Raw genomic sequence first — 19,380 nt, 5'->3', positions numbered from 1 at the left:
CCCGCCGAGAACGAGTACTCGCCCGTTCGTGCGCAGTTTCCCCGTTCATCAGTGCTGTACGGCGGGCGGGCCGGCGCTTCACTTCTCCCGGGGAGAAATGAATGAACAGCCGGAGCGAGGCCACCGCGGGAGCGACATCCGTGGCAGTGCTCAACTTCTTCTGGGCGACTTCAACTCGACGCCGAGGAAAGACAATGCGTCGCAGTGTTCCGACTTCCTTGCCGTCTGCCCCGTCAGCCCATTCGAAAAGGCGGCGGTGCCCCTCGCGCGCGAGCGAGGAGCACCGCCGCCTTTTGGCTCGGCCCGGTCACCAGGTGAACCCCGGCTGCACCGTCATGCAGGCCTCGGTGTCCTCGCCGTTCAGCGCGCGGCCGGATTTCAGGGCCTCGTCCCTGTCCTTGCCGTCCTTGTCGTCGTCCTCCGCCGCGGACTCGGGGTACGTACTGCCGGTGCGCCAGTCCGCGCCCACGACCAGCGTGACGCCCGAGACGTCGGTGGACCTCTTCGCCGAACTCAGTGGCAGACCGAGGGACTTGGCGACCGTCTGGGCGTCGCCCTCCAGGTCGACGCTCGGGAAGTACACGGTGGTCCGCTCCCGCGGGGTGAGCCGGGGGTCGGCCTTCGCCTGCGCGAAGCCCTCCTCCGCCAGTACGCCGGCGACTTCCGCGGCGCGCCCCGCGGCCACTCCGAGGGCATCCGTGGAGGTGCCGTTCCGCACCATCACGCCGATCTCCGCGTCCGGTGCGGCCGGGTCCCCGGACGCCTGCGGCTTCTGCTTCTTCGAAGCCCTGCCGTCCAGCGGGGTGTCCTCGCGGATCATCTTGAAGAGCAGCTCGGCCTCGCCCGGCTTGGGGAGGACCCGGCCGCCCTGCGGCACCCACGGCATGGTGACCATGGTGATGCGGCTCGTCGGGACCTTCTTGAGCTCCTCGCCGAGGTCGTACAGCTTCTTGACGGTGTCGAGCCGCTCGTCGACGGTGAGCGCCCGGGTGGCGGACTCGGCCAGCTTCCGCAGCTTGTTCGGGTCGCTGAGCTTGGTGTTCTTCTTCAGCTCGCGGACCATCGAGTTCATGTACATGTGCTGCGCGTGCGTACGGGCGAGGTCGGTGCCGTCCTCGAAGCCGTAACGGGTGCGCAGCCACTGGAGGGCCTGCTCGCCCTTGACGTAGGTCGTGCCCCTCTCCAGCTTCAGGCCCGATCCCTGGCCCTTGCTGTTGCGCGAGTGGACGTTGTCGGTGACGCAGACCGGGACGCCGCCGATGGCGTCCGCCATGGAGACCACCCCGGAGAAGTCGATCATCATGAAGTGGTCGATGGTGATGCCGGTCAGTTCGTACCAGGTGGCGACCGTACAGCCCGGACCTCCGCGACCGAGGCTCTCGTTGGTCATCCTCGGCCCCGTCGTCGCCGGGTAGACCTCGTCGGTTTCCGGGTCCGTGCACTTGGGCATCTTCAGCAGCGTGTCGCGCGGCATGCTGATCACCGAGATGTTGCTGCGGTCGGCGGAGACGTGGAGCAGCATCTGCACGTCGGCCAGCGGCGGGCTGTCGAAGGTTTCCCTGGCGCCGCCGAGCCGCTTGTTCGCGTCCGAGTTGCGCGCGTCCGAGCCGATGAGCAGGATGTTCAGCGGGGTCTGGCCCGCGGCGTTGACCTGGTGACCGGCCATCGGCTTGTCGCCGAGGTTGAGTTCTTCCTTCTTCAGGTTGCTGTTGAGCTGGCGGTAGTAGAGGTAACCGGCGCCGGCCGTGCCGAGTATCAGCAGGGACAGCACGGAGGCCACCCAGCGCAGTATCCGCCGCTTCCCGCGTGTGCCACAGCGCCGGCGCGCGCCGGCGCGTCGCCGCGGACCGGTGCCGCCGGACACCGGTCCGGCCGGTCCGGACACCGGTCCCGCCGGTCCCGCCGGCCCCGCCGGTTCCGGCGCCGTGCCGGCCGCCGGCCCGGTTCCCTCCGGCCCGCCCCCGCCACGGCCCCGTTCGCCGGCGTCTCGGACGCCCCCTCGCATCCCCTCCCCGCGCACGCTGTCGCGTCCCACCCCTGGCCCCCCTGTCATTCAGGCGCGCCTCGTCCTCGGGCGTCCCGGTCTCACTGTGCGCAGACCTTCTTGTCCGCTGCGACCTTGTCCACCTCGGGCGGCTTCACCGGACCGGCGATGGGCACCCCCGCGCCCTTGAAGTCGGCGCCGAGGGTCAGGACCATCGCCTGCGTCCCGCCGGCGTCCTCGTCGCCCTTCTTGAGCGCCGTGGCGGGCAGGCCCATCAGGTCCGCGAGCCTGCGTGCCTGGTCGGCCTGGTTCGGCGCGTACTCGAGAGTGGTCTCGGCGATCTTCTCCGGGGCGTTGCTCTTGTTCGTGGACTTGAGCACGCCCTTCTCGACCTGCAGCCAGTTGAGGGTCTTCTGCGCGGCCCCGGCGGTCTCGCTGCCGTTGTAGACGTCGACGCGCACCTCGGAGGCATCGGCCCTCGGGCCCTCGAGCAGCGCCGCCTGCTTGCTCTTGGCGGCCTTCTGCTTCTTCTTCACCTCGGTGAAGGAGGTGTCGGTCTGCAGCATGGTGAAGACCTGCGGGGCCTTGACCGGGTCCAGTACGACGGTCGCCCTGACCTCCTCATCGGGGTTGTCGACCACGGGGACCGTCGTGAACGTGATGTTCTTGAGGTTGATCCGCCCCAGTTCGTCGGCGAGACCCTTCAGCTTCGGGATGTCACTGATTCCCTTGTCCACCGTGAGCGCCTTGGTGGCCGCGTCCGCGAGAGCGAGCATCCGCTTCGGGTTGCCGAGGGTCTCCTCCCTCATCTTGCGGATCATCGAGGCGATGAACTGCTGCTGCATCTTGATCCGGTCGAGGTCGCTCTCGTTGCCGAGGCCGTGCCGGTTGCGGAGGAACGCGAGCGCTTCCTCGCCCTGGAGGGTGTGATCCCCCTCCGCCAGGTCGAGCTTGGAGTACTGGTCGTCCTTGATGGGCTTGGTCAGGCAGACGTCCACGCCGTCGATCGCGGTGGTCAGCGTCTTGACCGCGTTGAAGTCGGCCATCATGAAGTGGTCGACCGGGACGCCGGTGATCTCCTGGACCGTGCGCATGGTGCATCCCGGGTCACGGCCCGCCACGCCGAAGCTCTCGTTGAACTTCGTGTACGCCTTGCCGGGGATGATCTCGGTCGAACCGTCCGGCTGCTTGGTGGGGCAGTCGGGGATGTCGGTCTTCAGGTCGCGGGGGATGCTCAGCGCGGTCGCGTTGGTGCGGTCCTCCGACACGTGGAAGAGGAACGTCGTGTCGGCGTGGCCGGTGGTGTTCTGCCGGTCTCCGTAGCCTTCGTTGCCCTCGCCGGTGCGGATGTCCGTGCCGATGATCAGGATGTTGATCGGCCCGTCCTTCAGGGAGCCGCCGTTGGCGGCGTCACCGACGTCGACCGAGTTGATGTTCCCGTTGAGGCGGTCGTAGAGGACGTACGCGCCGACCGAGACGCCGACGAGCACGAAGCCCATGACGCCACCGGTCCACATCAGCGCCTTCTTCGTGCCGGACTTCTTCGCCCTGCGCTTGCGCCGGCCGGCCTGCGGAGCGGATTTTTCACCACCGGAATCGCGTGAGCCGCCGGAACCGCCGGAACCGCGTGAACCGCGTGAGGCGCCCGAACCGCGTGAGCCGTTCGCGGCCCGCCGGCTGCGCTGCGCCGGGACCTCACGCCGGGGTGCGGCGGTCCGCTCGCGGGCCTGTGTTCTCGACGGAGCTCTCCGGGGCCGGGGCGCCGCGGGAGATTGCCCAGCGGATTGTTCCAGTCGCAATTCGTAATGACCGGTCTCCGGGTTGAGCACCCACTGGTCAGCGGGATCGATTTCTTCCGCCCGCCCACGGTTTTGCGCATCCACGGTTGCTTGAGTCCTCCGTCGGGTGCGACACGATGCGCCTCCCCCAGACGCCCGGTCGTTCATTCCAGCAGTGCGACCTCAGGGCCGGAAGCACCGGATCGCGTCACAGTATCCGCCCAGTTCAGCGCGGAGCGACGTCCGTGACAAATTCCACGCCCCTTACAACTGGGCAATACGCCCAATCTGTTCTGTTGACGGTCATGCCTTGGGTATGGCTTTACTCGCACGCGCCGACGGCGGCATTGCTTCCGGTGAATGTGGGCGCCGGAGCCGGGTTGGTCGGACCCGGATCGTCCGGCTTCCCGTCGTCCTTCCCGCCGTCCTTCTCCGAGACCGTCGGCACGACCGAGACGGGTGCGTCCTCCCGCAGCCGCTCGAACAAATGACCGGCGGCCGGCTGGACGAGTTCGTCGCGATTGCGGTTGTACGTGTACGGCTGGCGCGGCACGGTCAGGAACTGCACCCGCTCGGTCGGAATGTCCCGCATGCCGCGCACCAGGTCGTACAGATCCCTGAGCGAGTCGAGCCCGGGATCGGTGGTGAGGGACTTCGTCGCCGCGTCCAGCACGGGGTAGAGCCTGGCCGGGTTGAGCAGCACGCCGTTGCTCTGCACCTTGTTCACCAGGGCGCCCAGGAACTTCTGCTGGCGGTCCATGCGTTCGGTGTCGCTGCCGTCGCCGACGGTCTTGCGGGCCCGTACGTAGCCGAGGGCCTGCTCGCCGTCGAGCCTCTGGAGGCCCTTGTCCAGCCGGAGAAGGGCGTCGTTGTCGTCGATCGGCTCCTTGACGCAGATCTCGACGCCGTGCACCGCGTCGACCATCCCCTTGAACCCCGCGAAGTCGATCACCATGTGGTGGTCCACGCGGATGCCGGTGAGCCGCTCGACCGTACGGATCGTGCACGCCGTGCCCCCCAGCTCGAACGCCGAGTTGAACTGCGCGAATTGCTTCTTCGTACGGGTGCCGTCGGGCTTGCGGCAGCCGGGGACGTCCACCATCAGGTCGCGCGGCAGCGAGACGGCCGTCGCGCTCCTGCGGTCCGCGGCGAGGTGCAGCAGGATCGTCGTGTCGGAGCGCTGGGTTCCCTCGTCCGGTCCGTACTTGCGGTTGCCCTTGCCGGAACGGGTGTCGGACCCGATGAGCAGGATGTTCTGGGCGTCCAGCGCGAGGGAGGCGGGGCGTTCCTTCTCGTACTTCTCCAGCTCGGCGGCGGCGCCGGTGTCCGTGGTGATGTTGTCGTCGAGCTTCCGGTAGAGCCACCAGCCGGCGCCGGCCGCGACGAGGAGGAGGAAGGAGACGCCGAGAGCGGTCCAATGGAGCCAGCGCCGCCTCCCGTTGGCGCCGGCCCCGGCTTCCTCGTCCGCGCCTTCCGTGGCCTGGCCCTCCGCCCCGTCCTCGGCCGTACTGTCCGGTTCGGAGGGCGTGCCAGCACTGTCGGTCACGTCTGCGTCCATCCTTCACGGGGTCGGCGGCGCGCTGGGCCGCCGGTCGCAGGGGTAGACGGCCGAACCTCGCGCCTGGTTGTGCGGTGCGTACCGCCGATCATCTACCGGAGCCGGCGCTCCGCTCCAAGGACTCGGCAACCGGTGGGCCGGACGGGTGGCCCTCAGGGCGCTTGTCGTACCGCCGTGTTGGTGACCCGCTCGCTCTCGGCCCGCTGGGCGAGACCCGCTTCGGAGAGCCGGCCGAGATGCCGGCACAGCACCACGGAACCACCGGAGGCGAGCGGCGCGAACAGTCCCGAGGACAGCCCCTCCCAGGTGTCGTACGCCAGCCCCGACAGCAGCCGCGCCCCGGGGCCGATTCCGAGGGCCTTCGCGTCGGCGCGCGCCCGGTCGGCCACCTCCGCGGCCGTCAGCTCCGTACCGTCGACCCGCAGGGCGGGCCCGTCCGGGTCGACGGGGGCGTACGGCGCGAAACGGTCGCCCTGCCCCGGCACCTCGACGGCGTAGTCGGCGAATCCGGCGGGCGGCTGCGGGAAGCGGCCGCCCAAGGGGCGCAGGGCGAGCGCCACGCGCTCCCCGCCGCAGGCCCGCGCCTCCTCCAGCGTGTCGGGCCCGCTGACCACCAGATCGGCGTCGGCCGGGTCGCCGCCCACATCCGCGACCACGCCGGCCGAGGAACAGGCGAGCAGCCAGACCGCGGTCTGCCAGTGCGCGGGCAGCAGCAGCGCGAGCCGGTCGCCCGGGGCCGCGGCGAGGTCGCCCTGGAGCAGATTGGCGGTCTTGGCCACCCAATTGGCGAAGGTGGCGACGGACAGTTCCACGCGCTCACCCGTGGCGTCGTCGTAGAAGGTGACCAGAGGGCGGGCCGGATCCGCGGCGAGCGCGGATCGCAGCAGGTCGGCGGGGGTGCGATCAGTGGCGTTCACCGCGCAAGAGTACGCCGCGCCCGTGCCCGGACGCCGTGGAGTCCGGGCACGGGCGGGCCGGCCGTACCCCCTCGGACCGACGAGGCGTCAAATCCTCAAATGGACATATTTGTAGGCTTATGCACAAGATCTACACCATGCGTGCATTCCTTGCTTCCGCGATCGGAGTCGCGTGCACCGCCGCTCTGGTCCTGCCCACCGGCGCCGTGGCCGCCCCCGCCGCCGAACCCGCCCCCGCGCCACCCGGCTCCACCCAGTCGCTGCCCCTCGCGCCACTCGTGCCGGAGGGCCCCGGGACCGACCGGGCCGCCGGCACCGCCCCGCGCGGCCTGCCACCCCGCGACGTCAGACCGTTCTCGCTGGTCGGGGTCGTCTGGGACGACGCCGATGCCGAACTCCACGGCACGGTCCAGGTGCGTACCCGCCCCACCGGGTCGGCCGGCTGGTCCGGCTGGCAGGACGTCGAGACCCACAACCACGACCACGCCGCCGACTTGGGCACGGCGGAGCGCGAGGCGGGGAGGGTCCGCGGCTCGACCGCCCCCCTGTGGGTCGGCGACAGCGACGGTGTGGAGGTACGGGTACGTCCCGAGGGAGCCGACGGCGTACGCGCCGCCACCCCCACTCCGCTCCCGGCCGGCCTGCGCCTCGAACTGGTCGACCCCGGCGACGACCCCCCTGCGGGCTCCCGCGTCGACGACGACACCACGACCAACACCGAAGCCGAAACCGACGCCGTCGACGACCCCCGGACCACCACCGCCGTCGTCCTGTCCGCCGAGGAAGCCCTCAGCTCGGCGGTCAACGCCGACCTCGCACCGCTCGGCGCCACCGAAGTGCCCGCCCTGAGCCGGGCGGAGACGGAGGAGGAAGTCGCCTTCCTGGGAGCGAAGCCGCATATCGGACCGCGCCCCCGCATCGTCACGCGCAAGGGGTGGGGCGCGGACGAGAAGCTCCGCGAGCGCAGCTTCGTCTACACCAAACGCGTCAAGGCGGCCTTCGTGCACCACAGCGCGACCGGGAACAACTACACCTGCTCGCAAGCACCCTCGGTCCTGCGCAGTATCTACCGCTACCACGTCAAGAGCAGTGGCTGGCGTGACTTCGGCTACAACTTCGCCGTCGACAAGTGCGGAAACATCTACGAGGGCCGGGCAGGCGGTGTGGCCAAGCCGGTCCTGGGGGCGCACACTCTCGGTTTCAACACCAACAGCACGGGCATCGCCGTCCTCGGGACGTACAGCAAGTCGAAACCACCCACCGCCGTCGTGAACGGAGTTGCCCGCCTCACCGCCTGGAAACTCGGCCTGTACGGCGCGGATCCGCGCGCGAAGACCACGCTCAAGTCCGGTGGCGGCAACCGCTACAAGAAGGGCACCAAGGTCAAGCTCAACGTCATCTCCGGACACCGGGACGGATACGTGACCGACTGCCCCGGAGGCCGCCTCTACAGCAAGCTCGGTGCGACCCGGACCGCCTCGGCCCGTCTCCAGGGCCGCTGACCGCCGCCCGGGGTACATCGAAAGGTCTGCATACACTGGCCTGCCCGTACCCCGGCCGGCCCCAGCAGGAAGCAGAGACGACAAGGTGACTGAAGCGATCCTCCTGGTCGGCGGCAAGGGCACCCGGTTGCGCCCGCTCACCGTGCACACACCGAAGCCGATGGTCCCGGCGGCGGGTGTGCCCTTCCTCACCCACCAGCTGGCCCGCGCACGGGCGGCCGGAGTCGAACACATCGTCCTCGCGACCTCGTATCTCGCCGAGGTCTTCGAACCGTACTTCGGCGACGGATCCGACCTCGGTCTGCACCTGGAGTACGTCACCGAAGAAGAACCGCTCGGCACCGGCGGCGCCATCCGCAACGTGGCCTCGCGCCTCCACTCGGCCCCCGACGACCCGGTCCTGATCTTCAACGGCGACATCCTCACGGGCCTCGACATCGGCGCCCTCGTCTCCACCCACACCGCGTCGGGCGCGGACGTCTCGCTGCACCTCACCCGGGTCGAGGACCCCAGAGCCTTCGGCCTGGTCCCCACCGACGCCACCGGCCGGGTGACCGCCTTCCTCGAAAAACCCCAGACCCCCGAGGAGATCGTCACCGACCAGATCAACGCGGGGGCGTACGTCTTCCGCCGCTCGGTCATCGACACGATCCCGGCCGGCCGGCCCGTCTCGGTCGAACGCGAGACGTTCCCCGACCTCCTCTCCTCCGGAGCGCACCTCCAGGGCATGGTCGACTCGACGTACTGGCTGGACCTGGGCACCCCGCAGGCCTTCGTCCGCGGCTCCGCCGACCTGGTCATGGGCCGCGCCCCGTCCCCGGCGGTACCGGGCCGCTGCGGCGACCGCCTGGTCCTGCCGACCGCATCCGTCGCCACGGACGCGAAGCTCACCGGCGGCACGGTGGTCGGCGAGGGCGCGGTGGTCGGCGAGGGTGCCCGCATCACCGGCAGCGCCCTTCTTCCCCACTGCGTGATCGAGCCGGGCGCGGTGATCACCGACTCCCTCGTCGGCGCGGGCGCCAGGATAGGCGCCCGTACGGTCGTCTCCGGCGCGGTGATCGGCGACGGCGCGACGGTGGGGGCGGACAACGAGCTGTGCGAGGGCGTACGGGTGTGGTGCGGCGCGTCCCTCCCCGACGCCTCGCTCCGCTTCTCGTCGGACCAGTAACGCCCGTCCCTTGGGTCCGGGGCCCCGATGCCCTTAGGCTCGAAGTCCATCCCGGACCCGAGGACCCCCATGCCAGGCCGCGCCGCCCCCACCACCACGGGGCTCACCCGCACCTGGACGCCACCGGGCCCGCTGGACCTCGGACTGGTGCTCGCCCCACTGCGGCGCGGACCGGCCGACCCCACCTTCCGTACGGCCCCCGACGGCTCCTTCTGGCGCACCAGCAGAACGCCTGCGGGCCCCGGCACCCTCCACCTCGCCGCGCACCACGGCGAGGTGGAGGCGACAGCCTGGGGCCAGGGAGCGGACTGGCTCCTCGACCAGCTCCCCTCCCTCCTCGGAGTGTCCGACGACCCGTCCGCCTTCGTGCCGCGCCACCGCCTCCTCGCCGAGACACAGCGCCGCCGCCCCGGTCTGCGGCTCGGCCGCACCGGCCTGGTCCTCGAATCGCTGATCCCCTCCGTCCTGGAGCAGAAGGTCACGACGGACGAGGCGTACCGGGCATGGCGCCTGCTGCTGCGCACGTACGGCGAACCGGCCCCGGGCCCGGTAAAGAACATGCACGTCACGCCCTCCCCCCGCACCTGGTCGCTGATCCCCTCCTGGGAGTGGCACCGCGCGGGCGTCGACAGCAAACGCTCCTCGACGATCCTGCGGGCGGTACGCGTGGCGGGCCGCCTGGAGGAGGCCGCAGCCATGTCCCCGGAGGACGCCTCGGCCCGGCTGCGACTCATCCCCGGCATCGGCCCCTGGACGGCGGCGGAAACCCTGCAACGCAGCAACGGAGCCCCCGACGCGGTGACGGTCGGCGACCTCCACCTGCCGGGCACGGTCGGTTACGCCCTGGCGGGCGACCGGGACGCGGACGACACGGCCATGCTCGAACTCCTGGCCCCCTACGCGGGCCAACGCCACCGGGCGACCCGCCTGATCCTTCTCTCCGGCCGGACCCCGCCCCGGCGGTCCCCCCGCATGACCCCACGCGACATAGCCCGCCTCTGACCCCCGCCCTACGGGTGGCGGTGCCGTGAGGGGAGACCCGGCACGTTTCCCCCGCCCTACCGGTGGCGGTGCCGGGAGAGGGGACGCACCGGGGCGTCCCCGACCCAAACGCCCCCGCAACCGCCCCGCCCCGCACCCCGTGTCGCCCCGCCTCAGCGCACCTCGACGAACGCCGCCGAATCCCGCGCCGCCCGTTCCTTCGGCGGAGCCGCAGCGTGGCCCACCGCGACCGCGCCCATCGGGTCCCACCCCTCCGGCAGCCCCAGCACGTCCCGCACCACCTCACGGCAGAACATCGTCGACGAAACCCAAGCCGACCCCAGCCGTTCACCCGCCAGCGCCACCAAGAAATTCTGCACAGCCGCCCCGGCCGCGACCACGAACATCTCCCGCTCCGCCGCGTCACGACGAGCGTCCCCGTACACGTGCGAGCCGTCCATCACCAGGCACGGCACCACCAGATACGGCGCCCTGCGCAGCACGTCCCCCCGTCGCACCCTCTTCGCCACGGACTCCTCGGACTTCCCGTCCGCCCGCAGGTCCGCCACCCACGCGTCCCGCATCGCGTCGAGCAGAGCCACCCGCGCCGCCTCCGACTCGACCAGCACGAACCGCCAAGGCGTCGTGTGGTGCGGCGCGGGCGCCGTCACAGCCGCCGCGACCGCGCGTCGTACCGCGCCCGGATCCACGGGCTCGTCGGTGAAGTCCCGGACCGTACGCCGCAGCGTCACCGCTTCCCGCACAGCCTCCGACGTCCCGAGCCGGAACATGTCGTCGGCCGCAGCCCGGACCAGCGCCCGCCCGCCACCGTCGCCACCGTCACCGTCGGAGCCTCTACCGGCCAGGTGCGAAAGCCCCCGCACCACCGCGACCGGCAGCCCCTCCGCCTTCCCCTTCACCAGATCGCCCGCCGCCGCCAGTTCGTCCCCGACGGCGACGACCGTCGCGTTCAGCGGGTTGCCGTACGCGTCGGTCCCGCCCCGCAGGTCGTCCAGGACCCGGACCCCGGCCGCCCCGATCGCGACATCCGTCAGGCCGGTGCGCCAGGGCCGTCCGAAGGTGTCCGTAACGACAACCCCCACGTCCACGCCGAGCGCGTCCCGCAGCCCGTCCCGGATCAGCCGCGCCGAGGCGTCCGGATCCTCGGGCAGCAACAGCACGGTCCCGGCCGTCGTGTTGGACGCGTCGACACCGGCCGCGGCCATGACGAGCCCCTGCCGGTTCTCGACGATGCGGAGCGCTCCGCGCCGCGCGACCACCCGTACGGTCTCGGCGTCGATCGCCGCCTCGCGGTCGGCCGCCTCCACGACGCGGCCCTCCGCCTTGCTGACGATCTTCGAAGTGACGAGCAGGACGTCGCCGTCGACGAGCCCGGGTTCCGCATCCGCGATCAGCTCGGCGAGGTCGTCCCCGGCCCGCACCTCCGGAATCCCGCCCGGCGCCCACACCCGATAGGCCGGGACAGCCCCAGAACCAAAGACCCCACCCCCCGACGCACTCACGCCCGTACCTCTTCGGCCAGCCCCAGCGCCTCCCGGGCCATAGCGGCCGTGGCCTCGACCCCGGTCATCATCAGCGGAACGGCCCGGCACCGGATCCCCGCGCTCTCCACGTCCTCGACCGCCCCCGCGTCCACCGTGTCGACGAGCCACCCGTCGAGCAGCCCGGACCCGTAATGCCGGGCGACAGCGGCAGCGGTCGACTCGACACCCACCGCGGCCAGCATCTTGTCGGCCATGCCCCGCACGGGCGCGCCCCCGACGATCGGCGAAAGCCCGACCACCGGCACCCCCGCGTCGGCGATCGCCTCACGCATACCGGGCACGGCCAGGATCGTCCCGATGCTCACCACCGGATTGGACGGCGGAAAGAGAATGACGTCGGCCGCGCCGATGGCCTCCAGGACCCCCGGCGCCGGCTTCGCCTGCTCCGCGCCCACCGGCACAACGGCCTGCGCGTCCACCGAGGCGCGCAGCTTCACCCAGTACTCCTGGAAGTGGACCGCCTTCCGCTCGCCGTCCACCTCGACGGCGACATGCGTCTCGATCCGGTCGTCGGACATGGGCAGCAGCCGCACCCCCGGCTGCCACCGCTCGCACAGCGCTTCCGTCACGGCGCTCAGCGGATAACCCGCGCCGAGCATCTGCGTACGGACGATGTGCGTCGCGAAGTCACGGTCGCCGAGCCCGAACCACTCGGGCCCCACGCCGTACGCCGCGAGTTCGCTCTTCACCTGGAAGGTCTCGTCCGCACGCCCCCAGCCCTGCTCCTCGTCGATGCCACCGCCGAGGGTGTACATCACGGTGTCGAGGTCGGGGCAGACCTTGAGCCCGAACAGATGGATGTCGTCACCGGTGTTGCCGATGACGGTGATGTCCGCGTCAGGCGCGGCCGACTTGAGGCCGCGGAGGAAGCGAGCGCCACCGATACCGCCTGCCAGAACCACAATGCGCATGCACAGCAGTCTGTCAGGCAGGTACGACATCCTGAGCCGCCGGGGAGCCCGGAGAGCCCGGGGAGCACTGAGCCGCCTGGTCCGACTGCGCCGGACGCATGGGCATCTCGGTGAGCCCGGGGAAGTAGACGTGCAGGCTGACCGCCGGTTCCAGCGAGTCGTTGGTGACCTCGTGGACGTATCCGGGAGCGAACACCCGCTGCGAGCCCGCGCCCAGCGTGCGCTGTGCCCGCCCCGCCCGCTCGGTCAACTCGCCGTCGAGAACGGTCAGTACGCCGGACGAAAGGCCGTGGTCGTGCATACCGCTGCCCTGCCCGGGCACCCAGCTGAGCAGCCAGACCTCGTATCCGGGTCCGGTGCGCAGCCGGTGGTACCAGCGGGTGGTGGCGTCGTACGCGACGAGGTGTTCCCACTGGGCGCGGTCGGCGGCGATGGAGCGGGCGAGTCCGGCGAACTCGGCGACGGTGGCCGGGTGCTCACGGGCGGGCTGGAGGAGGTGCTGGACGGCGAGGATGTCGCCGGCGATCTGGAGGTCGCTGTCGCTGTTCATGGTGCGGGGGTTCCTCGGCATGAGAGCTGGGGTGTCGCAAGGAGGGAAGAGGCGGTGCAACGGGAGATGGCGCGGATCGTCGCACGACAGGTGGAGCGGGTGTTACGGAGAGTGAGCTGGAGCGCGGCGGCTTCAACAGCTGGGACAGCAACAGCAACAGCGGGCCCGGACAGCGCAACGGAACCCACGTGCGTGGGTCCGGGGGAGCGCTGCGGTCGCTGGCATGGTTCCAAGGAGACCGGGTCGCTCCCCCGCTGTCAACCTTGTGACCTATTTAGGGGGAATGTTTCACCTCATCCAGTTAACGGATGCGAAGAAAGGTTTGTGCGGCTCGTGATGCGGAGAAGTGGCGCATCAGTCGGTCGGGCAAACGTCGTCGAGGCGTTGTGACCGGACTGTGATCCGGATCGCTTCTGCGGGCCGGCCGCAACAAGATCGAACCTTGCTGCATCTCACTCGCGTGAGGGGGCAGGAGTAGGCCGGTGGCATGTGTCGCGGTTTTTAGCGATTTGAACACTTTCCGCATAGCTTTGGTTCCGCAGAGTGAATAACCGGCTCAATAGCAGATCTCGGCTTGACTGGCTCGGATCCGCACACTTGTAATTTCACTCGTGTCGTTCGGCCAAAAACGGCAACGACTACATCACGGGGAAGCAAAAGACAGACGAGGGGCGCACATGACCGAGCTGTTCCAGCAACTGCTGGTCGAGGACGCGGAAGAGGAAATCGGCTGGCAGGAGCGCGCCCTGTGCGCCCAGACCGACCCCGAGTCCTTCTTTCCCGAGAAGGGCGGTTCCACCCGCGAGGCCAAGAAGGTCTGTCTCGCCTGCGAGGTCCGTTCCGAATGCCTTGAGTACGCACTTTCGAACGATGAACGGTTCGGCATCTGGGGCGGCCTGTCCGAGCGTGAACGCCGACGACTGAAGAAGGCCGCCGTCTGACCGCTGTGCCCACCGCCGTGCTCTGCTGCGCCTTACGCCTCATTGACCAAATGTCACAAGCTTGTACGTATCCACCGGTCCGTCGCCCGGCCCCCGGCCGCAGGCGGCGGACCGTTGTGTTGCCCAGCCGTTAGTGTGGGGCGCTGTCCGAGACGCATCAACGCCCCCGCGGGGCGCGCGCGTCCGCGCAGTCAGACAGCAGCCTTCCGGGGGGCGACCCCCGGACCCCGGCCGGAGGGCCCGTACCCCGATGTCCGTGCACAGCCAAACGTCGGCGCCGTACGCGGCGGCCGAGCCCGAGTTCCCCCGGCATGTCGTCACCGCCGTGCTCGTCTCCCACGACGGAGCGCGCTGGCTGCCCGACGCGCTCGCCGGGCTCCTGGGGCAGGAACGCCCCGTACAGGACGTCGTCGCCGCCGACACCGGCAGCGCGGACGACTCCGCCGAGCTGGTCGCCGACGCGATCGGCGCCGACCGCGTGCTCCACCTCGCACGCCGCTCCGGCTTCGGCACCGCCGTCGACGAGGCGGTCCGCAGCGCCCAGGTCCTCACGCCCGAGGAACTGCCCTACCTGAAGCGCCCCAGCGGCTGGGACCCGGTGAGCAGGTCGTGGCGCGACGACGCGTACGACCTCCCCGACCTCCCGCACGGCGAACCCGTGCAGTGGCTGTGGCTCCTGCACGACGACTGCGCGCCCGAGCCGGACGCGCTCGCCGAACTGCTGCGCGTCGCCGACTCCGACGAGCACGCCGCGATCGTCGGCCCCAAACTGCGCGGCTGGTACGACAGGAAGCAGCTCCTCGAAGTCGGCGTCTCCATCGCCAACAGCGGCCGCCGCTGGACCGGCCTCGACCGCCGCGAGCAGGACCAGGGCCAGCACGACCAGGTCCGCTCCGTACTGTCCGTGTCGACCGCCGGCATGCTCGTCCGCCGCGACGTGTGGGAAGAGCTCGGCGGCTTCGACCGCAGGCTGCCCCTCATGCGTGACGACGTCGACCTGTGCTGGCGCGCCCACGCGGCGGGCCACCGCGTCCTCGTCGCCCCCGGCGCCGTACTGCGCCACGCCGAGGCGTCCGCGCGCGAGCGCAGGCCCATCGACTGCGCCGGGCGCTCCGTCGCCAACCCGCACCGCGTCGACAAGGCCGGCGCCGTCTACACGATGCTCGTCAACGCGCGCGGCCCCGCCCTGCCGTACGTCATGCTGCGCCTGGTCGTCGGCACGCTGCTCCGCACGCTCGCCTACCTCCTCGGCAAGGCGCCGGGACAGGCGGTCGACGAGGTCACCGGACTCTTCGGCACCCTGCTGCGCCCCGGGAAGATCCTCGCGGCCAGAAAACGGCGCGGAAGGGGACAGGTCGACGCGAGCGAACTGCGCCCCCTCTTCCCGCCGACCGGAGCCACCGTCCGGGCCACCGTCGAGCAGGTGGCGGGCACCTTCGGCGGCGGCTCCGAGCCCGACACCGGCTCGCGCCACGGCGTCGTCGAGTCGGGCCCCGGCGGCGACGACGCCGACTACCTGGAGGTCGAGCAGTTCGCGCGGCTGAAGCGGATCGCCCGCAAGCCGGGGCCCGTGCTCTTCGTGCTGCTCCTCCTCGTGTCGCTCGTCGCCTGCCGCGGCCTCCTCGGCGGCGGATCGCTCGCCGGCGGTGCACTGCTGCCCGCACCCGACGACGTGTCCGGCCTCTGGTCGCGGTACGCCGACGCCTGGCACCCGATCGGCACCGGCGGCACCCAGACGGCGCCGCCCTACCTCGCCCTCCTCGCCGCCCTGTCGGCCGTCTTCCTCGGCTCCACGGGGTTCGCGCTCACCGTGCTGCTCGTCTGCTCGGTGCCGCTGGCCGGCCTCACCGCCTACTTCGTCTCGCGTCCGCTCGTCGAGTCCCGGCTGCTGCGTGCCTGGGCGGCCGTCGCGTACGCCTTCCTGCCCGCCGCCACCGGCGCCCTCGCCACCGGGCGCCTCGGGACGGCCGTCCTGGCGGTCCTGCTGCCGCTCATCGCGCGGTGCGCCGTCTCCGCGAGCGGGCTGCGCGCCGAGGGCGCGCGCTCCAGCTGGCGCGCCGTCTGGGCGTACGCGCTCCTGCTGACCTTCGCCATGGCGTTCACGCCGGTCGTCTGGCCCGTCGCCCTGGTGCTCGGCATCGGCGTCCTGGCGCTGCGGCGCGGCGACATCGTGGCGTACGGACTGCGCTTCCTGGCCGGCGTCGGCACCCCCGTGCTGATGCTGGCCCCCTGGTCGCTCACCCTGCTCACCGACCCGCCCGCCTTCTTCCGCGAGGCGGGCCTGGACTTCGGTACGGACCCGGCCGGGGCACTGGACCTGCTCGGCGCCAGTCCCGGCGGCCCGAAGGCCGCGGGCGGACTGCTGCTCGCCGGCATCGTCCTCGCGGCGCTGGCGGCCCTGCTGCGCGGGGAGCGGACCTTCGCCATCCGCACGGCGTGGGTCGTGGCGATCGTCTCGCTGCTGTGCGCGGTCTTCGCCAACAACTCCGGCTGGGCGGGACCGGCGACCCTCGTCTACGGCCTCGCGCTGATCGCCGCCACCGTGCTCGGCGCGGACGGCGCGCGCGAGCGCGTCGCCACCCAGAGCTTCGGCTGGCGCCAGCCCGTCGCCGTACTCATCGCCTTCGCGGCGGCGGCCGGACCGCTGCTCGCCGCCGCCGGATGGATGATCGGCGGCGCCGCGGGGCCGCTGGAGCGGCGCGACCCGGTGCAGGTGCCGGCGTTCGTCGCCGAGGAGAGCGGCACCCGCGACCAGGCGCGCACCCTGGTCCTCGGCGGTACGTCGGCCGTGAAGGTCTCGTACACGCTCGTACGCGGCTCCGGCGCCCGCCTGGGCGACGGGGAGCTCGTCGAGGCGGGCGGCAGCAGCCCGCGCCTCGACAAGATCGTCTCGAACCTGGTCGCGGGCTCCGGAGCCGACCAGGCCGACCAGCTCGGCGGGTACGCCGTCCGCTACGTCCTCGTGCGCGACGGCGCGCCCCGCTCGGTGAGCCGCGTCCTGGACTCGACACCCGGCCTGAGCCGGCTCAGCCAGCTCGACGGCAGCGCGCTGTGGCGCGTCGACCGCCAGGTCGCGCGGGCCACGATCGTCTCCGGCAAGGAGGGCGCCGAGCCGCTGTCCGTCGCCTCGGAGCCGGTCGAGGCGCACACGGAGATCCCGCCGGGTGAAGCGGGCCGGATCCTGCGGATCGCGGACTCGGCGGCCGAGGGCTGGCAGGCCACGCTCGACGGGCGCGTACTCGAGAAGAAGACCGTCGACGGCTGGGCGCAGGGCTTCGAGCTGCCCGCCGGGGGCGGCAGGCTCGACCTCGCCTACGAGGCCCCCGTCACCCACACCGCGTGGGTCTGGACCCAGGTCGGCCTCGCCCTTCTCCTGCTGGTGCTCGCACTGCCGGGCCGCCGCAAGGAGATCGACGACGACCTGCCCGAGGAGGAGCCCGAGGTGCCCGCGCAGCCGGTGGCCGGCGAGGGCCGCAGGGCGCGCAGGCTGCGCGCGGCGGCGCAGGCGGAAGCCCCGCACGCCTCCCCGGCGGACGCGGAGGAGTCCGGGCAGCAGCCCCCCGCCCCGCCGGTCGCGGAGCCGTACGGGCAGCCGGCCCAGGGGCAGGACGGGACCGCCGTGTACGCGTCCGTGCCGCCGCAGCAGCAGTACGGGGAGTGGGACGCGCAGTCGTACGCGGGCGCCGGGTACGGACAGCAGCCGTACGTCCAGGACCAGCAGCAGGGTTACGGCGGCGAGCAGTACCAGGCCGACCCGTACCAGGCCGACCCGTACGGCGACGACCGGCAGGACTACGCCGGGGAGCAGTACCAGGCGGAGCAGTACCAGGCCGATCTGTACCAGGCCGGCCAGTACCAGGAAGGCCAGTACGACCCGTACGGCTACGGACAGCAGCCGCCGCAGCAGCCCTACGCCGAAGGCAACGAGCCCGAGCGGCGTCCCGACGGGAGCGACAACCGATGAACCGCACCACCCTCTCCCTGATCGCCGCCGCCACCGCTCTCGCCGCGGTCACCGGGTTCGCCGTGGTCTCCGCGCCGGACGGCCCGGCGGACACCGCGGCGGCCGGCGCGGGCCGGGCCGCCGACGCGAAGACCCCGGCGCGGATGCCCGTGGAGCGCTCCAGCCTGCTCTGCCCCGCGCCCAGCACGTCCGACCTCGCGGAGACGACGTACACGTCGATCACTCCGGCGGACAAGGGCGGGGCCAAGGGCGACGCGGACACGGAGGAGGGCTCCGCGGAACTCGTTCCCACCAACGCGACCCTGGCCGCCCGGGACGGCGCCGAGGACAAGGAAAAGGACACCGGGAAGGCGGGGCCCGGCAAGCCGGTCCTCTCGCTGAAGGAGCCCGGCAAGCCCGTCACCGCCGAGGCGAACACCGCCGAGGCCCCCGCCCTCGTCGGTTCGGCCGACGGCCTCCTGGCCCCCGGATGGACCGCGCAGCAGACCACGAAGATCACGGCGGGCGACGGCCGGGGCGTGCTCGGCGTCAGCTGCACCGCGCCCGACAGCAGCTTCTGGTTCCCCGGCGCGAGCACCGCCGACACACGGCACGACTACGTACACCTCACGAACCCGGACGACACCGCCGCCGTCGCCGACGTCGAGCTGTACGGCAAGGACGGCGCCCTGGAGTCCGACGCGGGGGAGGGGATCACGGTCCCCGCCAGGTCCAGCGTCCCGGTGCTGCTGTCGACGCTGAGCGCCGACAGCGCCGAGAACGTGACCGTCCACGTCACCGCCCGCAGCGGCCGCGTCGGCGCCGTCGTCCAGGCGGTGGACGAGGAGGCCGGCAGCGACTGGCTGGCCGCGTCCGCCGACGCCTCGGACACCGTGGTGCTCCCGGGCATCCCGGCGGACGCCACCTCCGTGCACCTGGTGGTGTTCGCGCCCGGCGACGAGGACGCCGACCTCGAGGTGCGACTGGCGGGGCCCACCGGCTCGATCACGCCGGCCGGCCACGAGACCCTGAACGTCAAGGCGGGGATGACCACGGCCGTCGACCTCAAGGACGTCACCAAGGGCGAGGCGGGCTCACTGCTGCTGGGCCCGGCGCAGGGCGACCCGGTGCCGGTGGTCGCCGCGCTGCGCGTGGTGCGCGGCGAGGGTGCCGCCCAGGAGACGGCGTACATCCCGGCGACCGGGCAGGTGGGCGAGCGGGCCACGGCGGCGGACAACAGGGCCCGGGGCTCGGTGCTCTCGCTGACCGCGCCCGGCGCGACGGCCGAGGTCGAGGTCACCGCGTCGGCGGGCAGCGGGGGCGGCGAGCCGGTCGTCAAGAAGTACACGGTCGAGGCGGGTACGACGCTCGCGGTGGAGCCGCCGGTGCCGTCCGGGCTCAAGGGCTCGTACGCGCTGACGGTCGAACCGCGGTCGGGCGGCCCGGTCCACGCGTCGCGCGCGCTCGAACTGCCCGAGGACGGCGTCCCGATGTTCACCGTGCAGACGATGCCGGACGACCGGGGGACGGTCCCGGTGCCGGAAGCGGAACAAGACCTGTCCGTACTGGACGACTGACCGGC

General features: G+C 71.8%; 13 protein-coding genes. 6 read left to right on the top strand and 7 right to left on the bottom strand.

Features of this window, described 5'->3' with window-relative positions:
• Positions 1-307: 307 nt before the first annotated feature.
• The 4 genes from ABD374_RS18570 to ABD374_RS18555 form a co-directional block, all read right to left on the bottom strand.
• Positions 308-2,053: an LCP family protein gene (locus ABD374_RS18570; protein ID WP_344496600.1), complete on the bottom strand. Its 1,746-nt coding sequence runs from the start codon at positions 2,051-2,053 to the stop codon at positions 308-310.
• 32 nt (positions 2,054-2,085) lie between these two features.
• Entirely contained in the window at positions 2,086-3,867 is a 1,782-nt protein-coding gene (locus tag ABD374_RS18565) for an LCP family protein (protein ID WP_344496598.1), read from the bottom strand.
• Positions 3,868-4,084: 217 nt separating this feature from the next.
• Positions 4,085-5,308: an LCP family protein gene (locus ABD374_RS18560; protein WP_344496596.1), complete on the bottom strand. Its 1,224-nt coding sequence runs from the start codon at positions 5,306-5,308 to the stop codon at positions 4,085-4,087.
• Positions 5,309-5,472: 164 nt separating this feature from the next.
• Entirely contained in the window at positions 5,473-6,237 is a 765-nt protein-coding gene (locus ABD374_RS18555; protein WP_344496594.1) for a TIGR03089 family protein, read from the bottom strand.
• 137 nt (positions 6,238-6,374) lie between these two features.
• On the opposite strand from ABD374_RS18555, the gene ABD374_RS18550 reads away from it, so the two are divergent.
• From ABD374_RS18550 to ABD374_RS18540, 3 genes are all read left to right on the top strand, one after another.
• On the top strand, positions 6,375-7,739 hold the full coding sequence (locus ABD374_RS18550; RefSeq protein ID WP_344496592.1) for a peptidoglycan recognition protein family protein: 1,365 nt from the start codon (positions 6,375-6,377) through the stop codon (positions 7,737-7,739).
• 85 nt (positions 7,740-7,824) lie between these two features.
• A complete protein-coding gene (gene manB / locus ABD374_RS18545; RefSeq protein WP_344496591.1) occupies positions 7,825-8,907 on the top strand; it encodes a mannose-1-phosphate guanylyltransferase in 1,083 nt (360 codons plus the stop codon).
• Positions 8,908-8,976: 69 nt separating this feature from the next.
• Entirely contained in the window at positions 8,977-9,909 is a 933-nt protein-coding gene (locus tag ABD374_RS18540) for a DNA-3-methyladenine glycosylase family protein (RefSeq protein ID WP_344496589.1), read from the top strand.
• Positions 9,910-10,061: 152 nt separating this feature from the next.
• Here ABD374_RS18540 and ABD374_RS18535 read toward each other — a convergent pair whose 3' ends face one another.
• From ABD374_RS18535 to ABD374_RS18525, 3 genes are read right to left on the bottom strand one after another with little or no spacing between them, the layout of a single operon-like run.
• Positions 10,062-11,411, bottom strand: coding sequence for a coenzyme F420-0:L-glutamate ligase (locus ABD374_RS18535; RefSeq protein WP_344496587.1), 1,350 nt, complete (start codon positions 11,409-11,411; stop codon positions 10,062-10,064).
• On the bottom strand, positions 11,408-12,364 hold the full coding sequence (gene cofD, locus ABD374_RS18530) for a 2-phospho-L-lactate transferase (protein WP_344496585.1): 957 nt from the start codon (positions 12,362-12,364) through the stop codon (positions 11,408-11,410). Before cofD ends, ABD374_RS18535 begins: the two co-directional genes overlap by 4 nt.
• Before the next feature lie 13 nt (positions 12,365-12,377).
• Complete coding sequence (locus ABD374_RS18525) at positions 12,378-12,914, bottom strand: cysteine dioxygenase (RefSeq protein ID WP_344496583.1); 537 nt, start codon at positions 12,912-12,914, stop codon at positions 12,378-12,380.
• 677 nt (positions 12,915-13,591) lie between these two features.
• Between ABD374_RS18525 and ABD374_RS18520 the strand changes: the two genes are divergently transcribed.
• From ABD374_RS18520 to ABD374_RS18510, 3 genes are all read left to right on the top strand, one after another.
• Complete coding sequence (locus tag ABD374_RS18520) at positions 13,592-13,855, top strand: WhiB family transcriptional regulator (RefSeq protein WP_344496581.1); 264 nt, start codon at positions 13,592-13,594, stop codon at positions 13,853-13,855.
• Positions 13,856-14,105: 250 nt separating this feature from the next.
• Entirely contained in the window at positions 14,106-17,819 is a 3,714-nt protein-coding gene (locus tag ABD374_RS18515; RefSeq protein WP_344496579.1) for a glycosyltransferase family 2 protein, read from the top strand.
• Positions 17,816-19,375: a DUF5719 family protein gene (locus tag ABD374_RS18510; RefSeq protein WP_344496577.1), complete on the top strand. Its 1,560-nt coding sequence runs from the start codon at positions 17,816-17,818 to the stop codon at positions 19,373-19,375. Before ABD374_RS18515 ends, ABD374_RS18510 begins: the two co-directional genes overlap by 4 nt.
• The last annotated feature ends 5 nt before the right edge of the window (positions 19,376-19,380 follow it).

This window comes from Streptomyces enissocaesilis, from assembly GCF_039533765.1.
GTDB lineage: Bacteria > Actinomycetota > Actinomycetes > Streptomycetales > Streptomycetaceae > Streptomyces > Streptomyces enissocaesilis.
The sequence above is the reverse complement of the archived record's forward strand: the minus strand, read 5'-3'. Positions and strand labels throughout refer to the sequence as shown.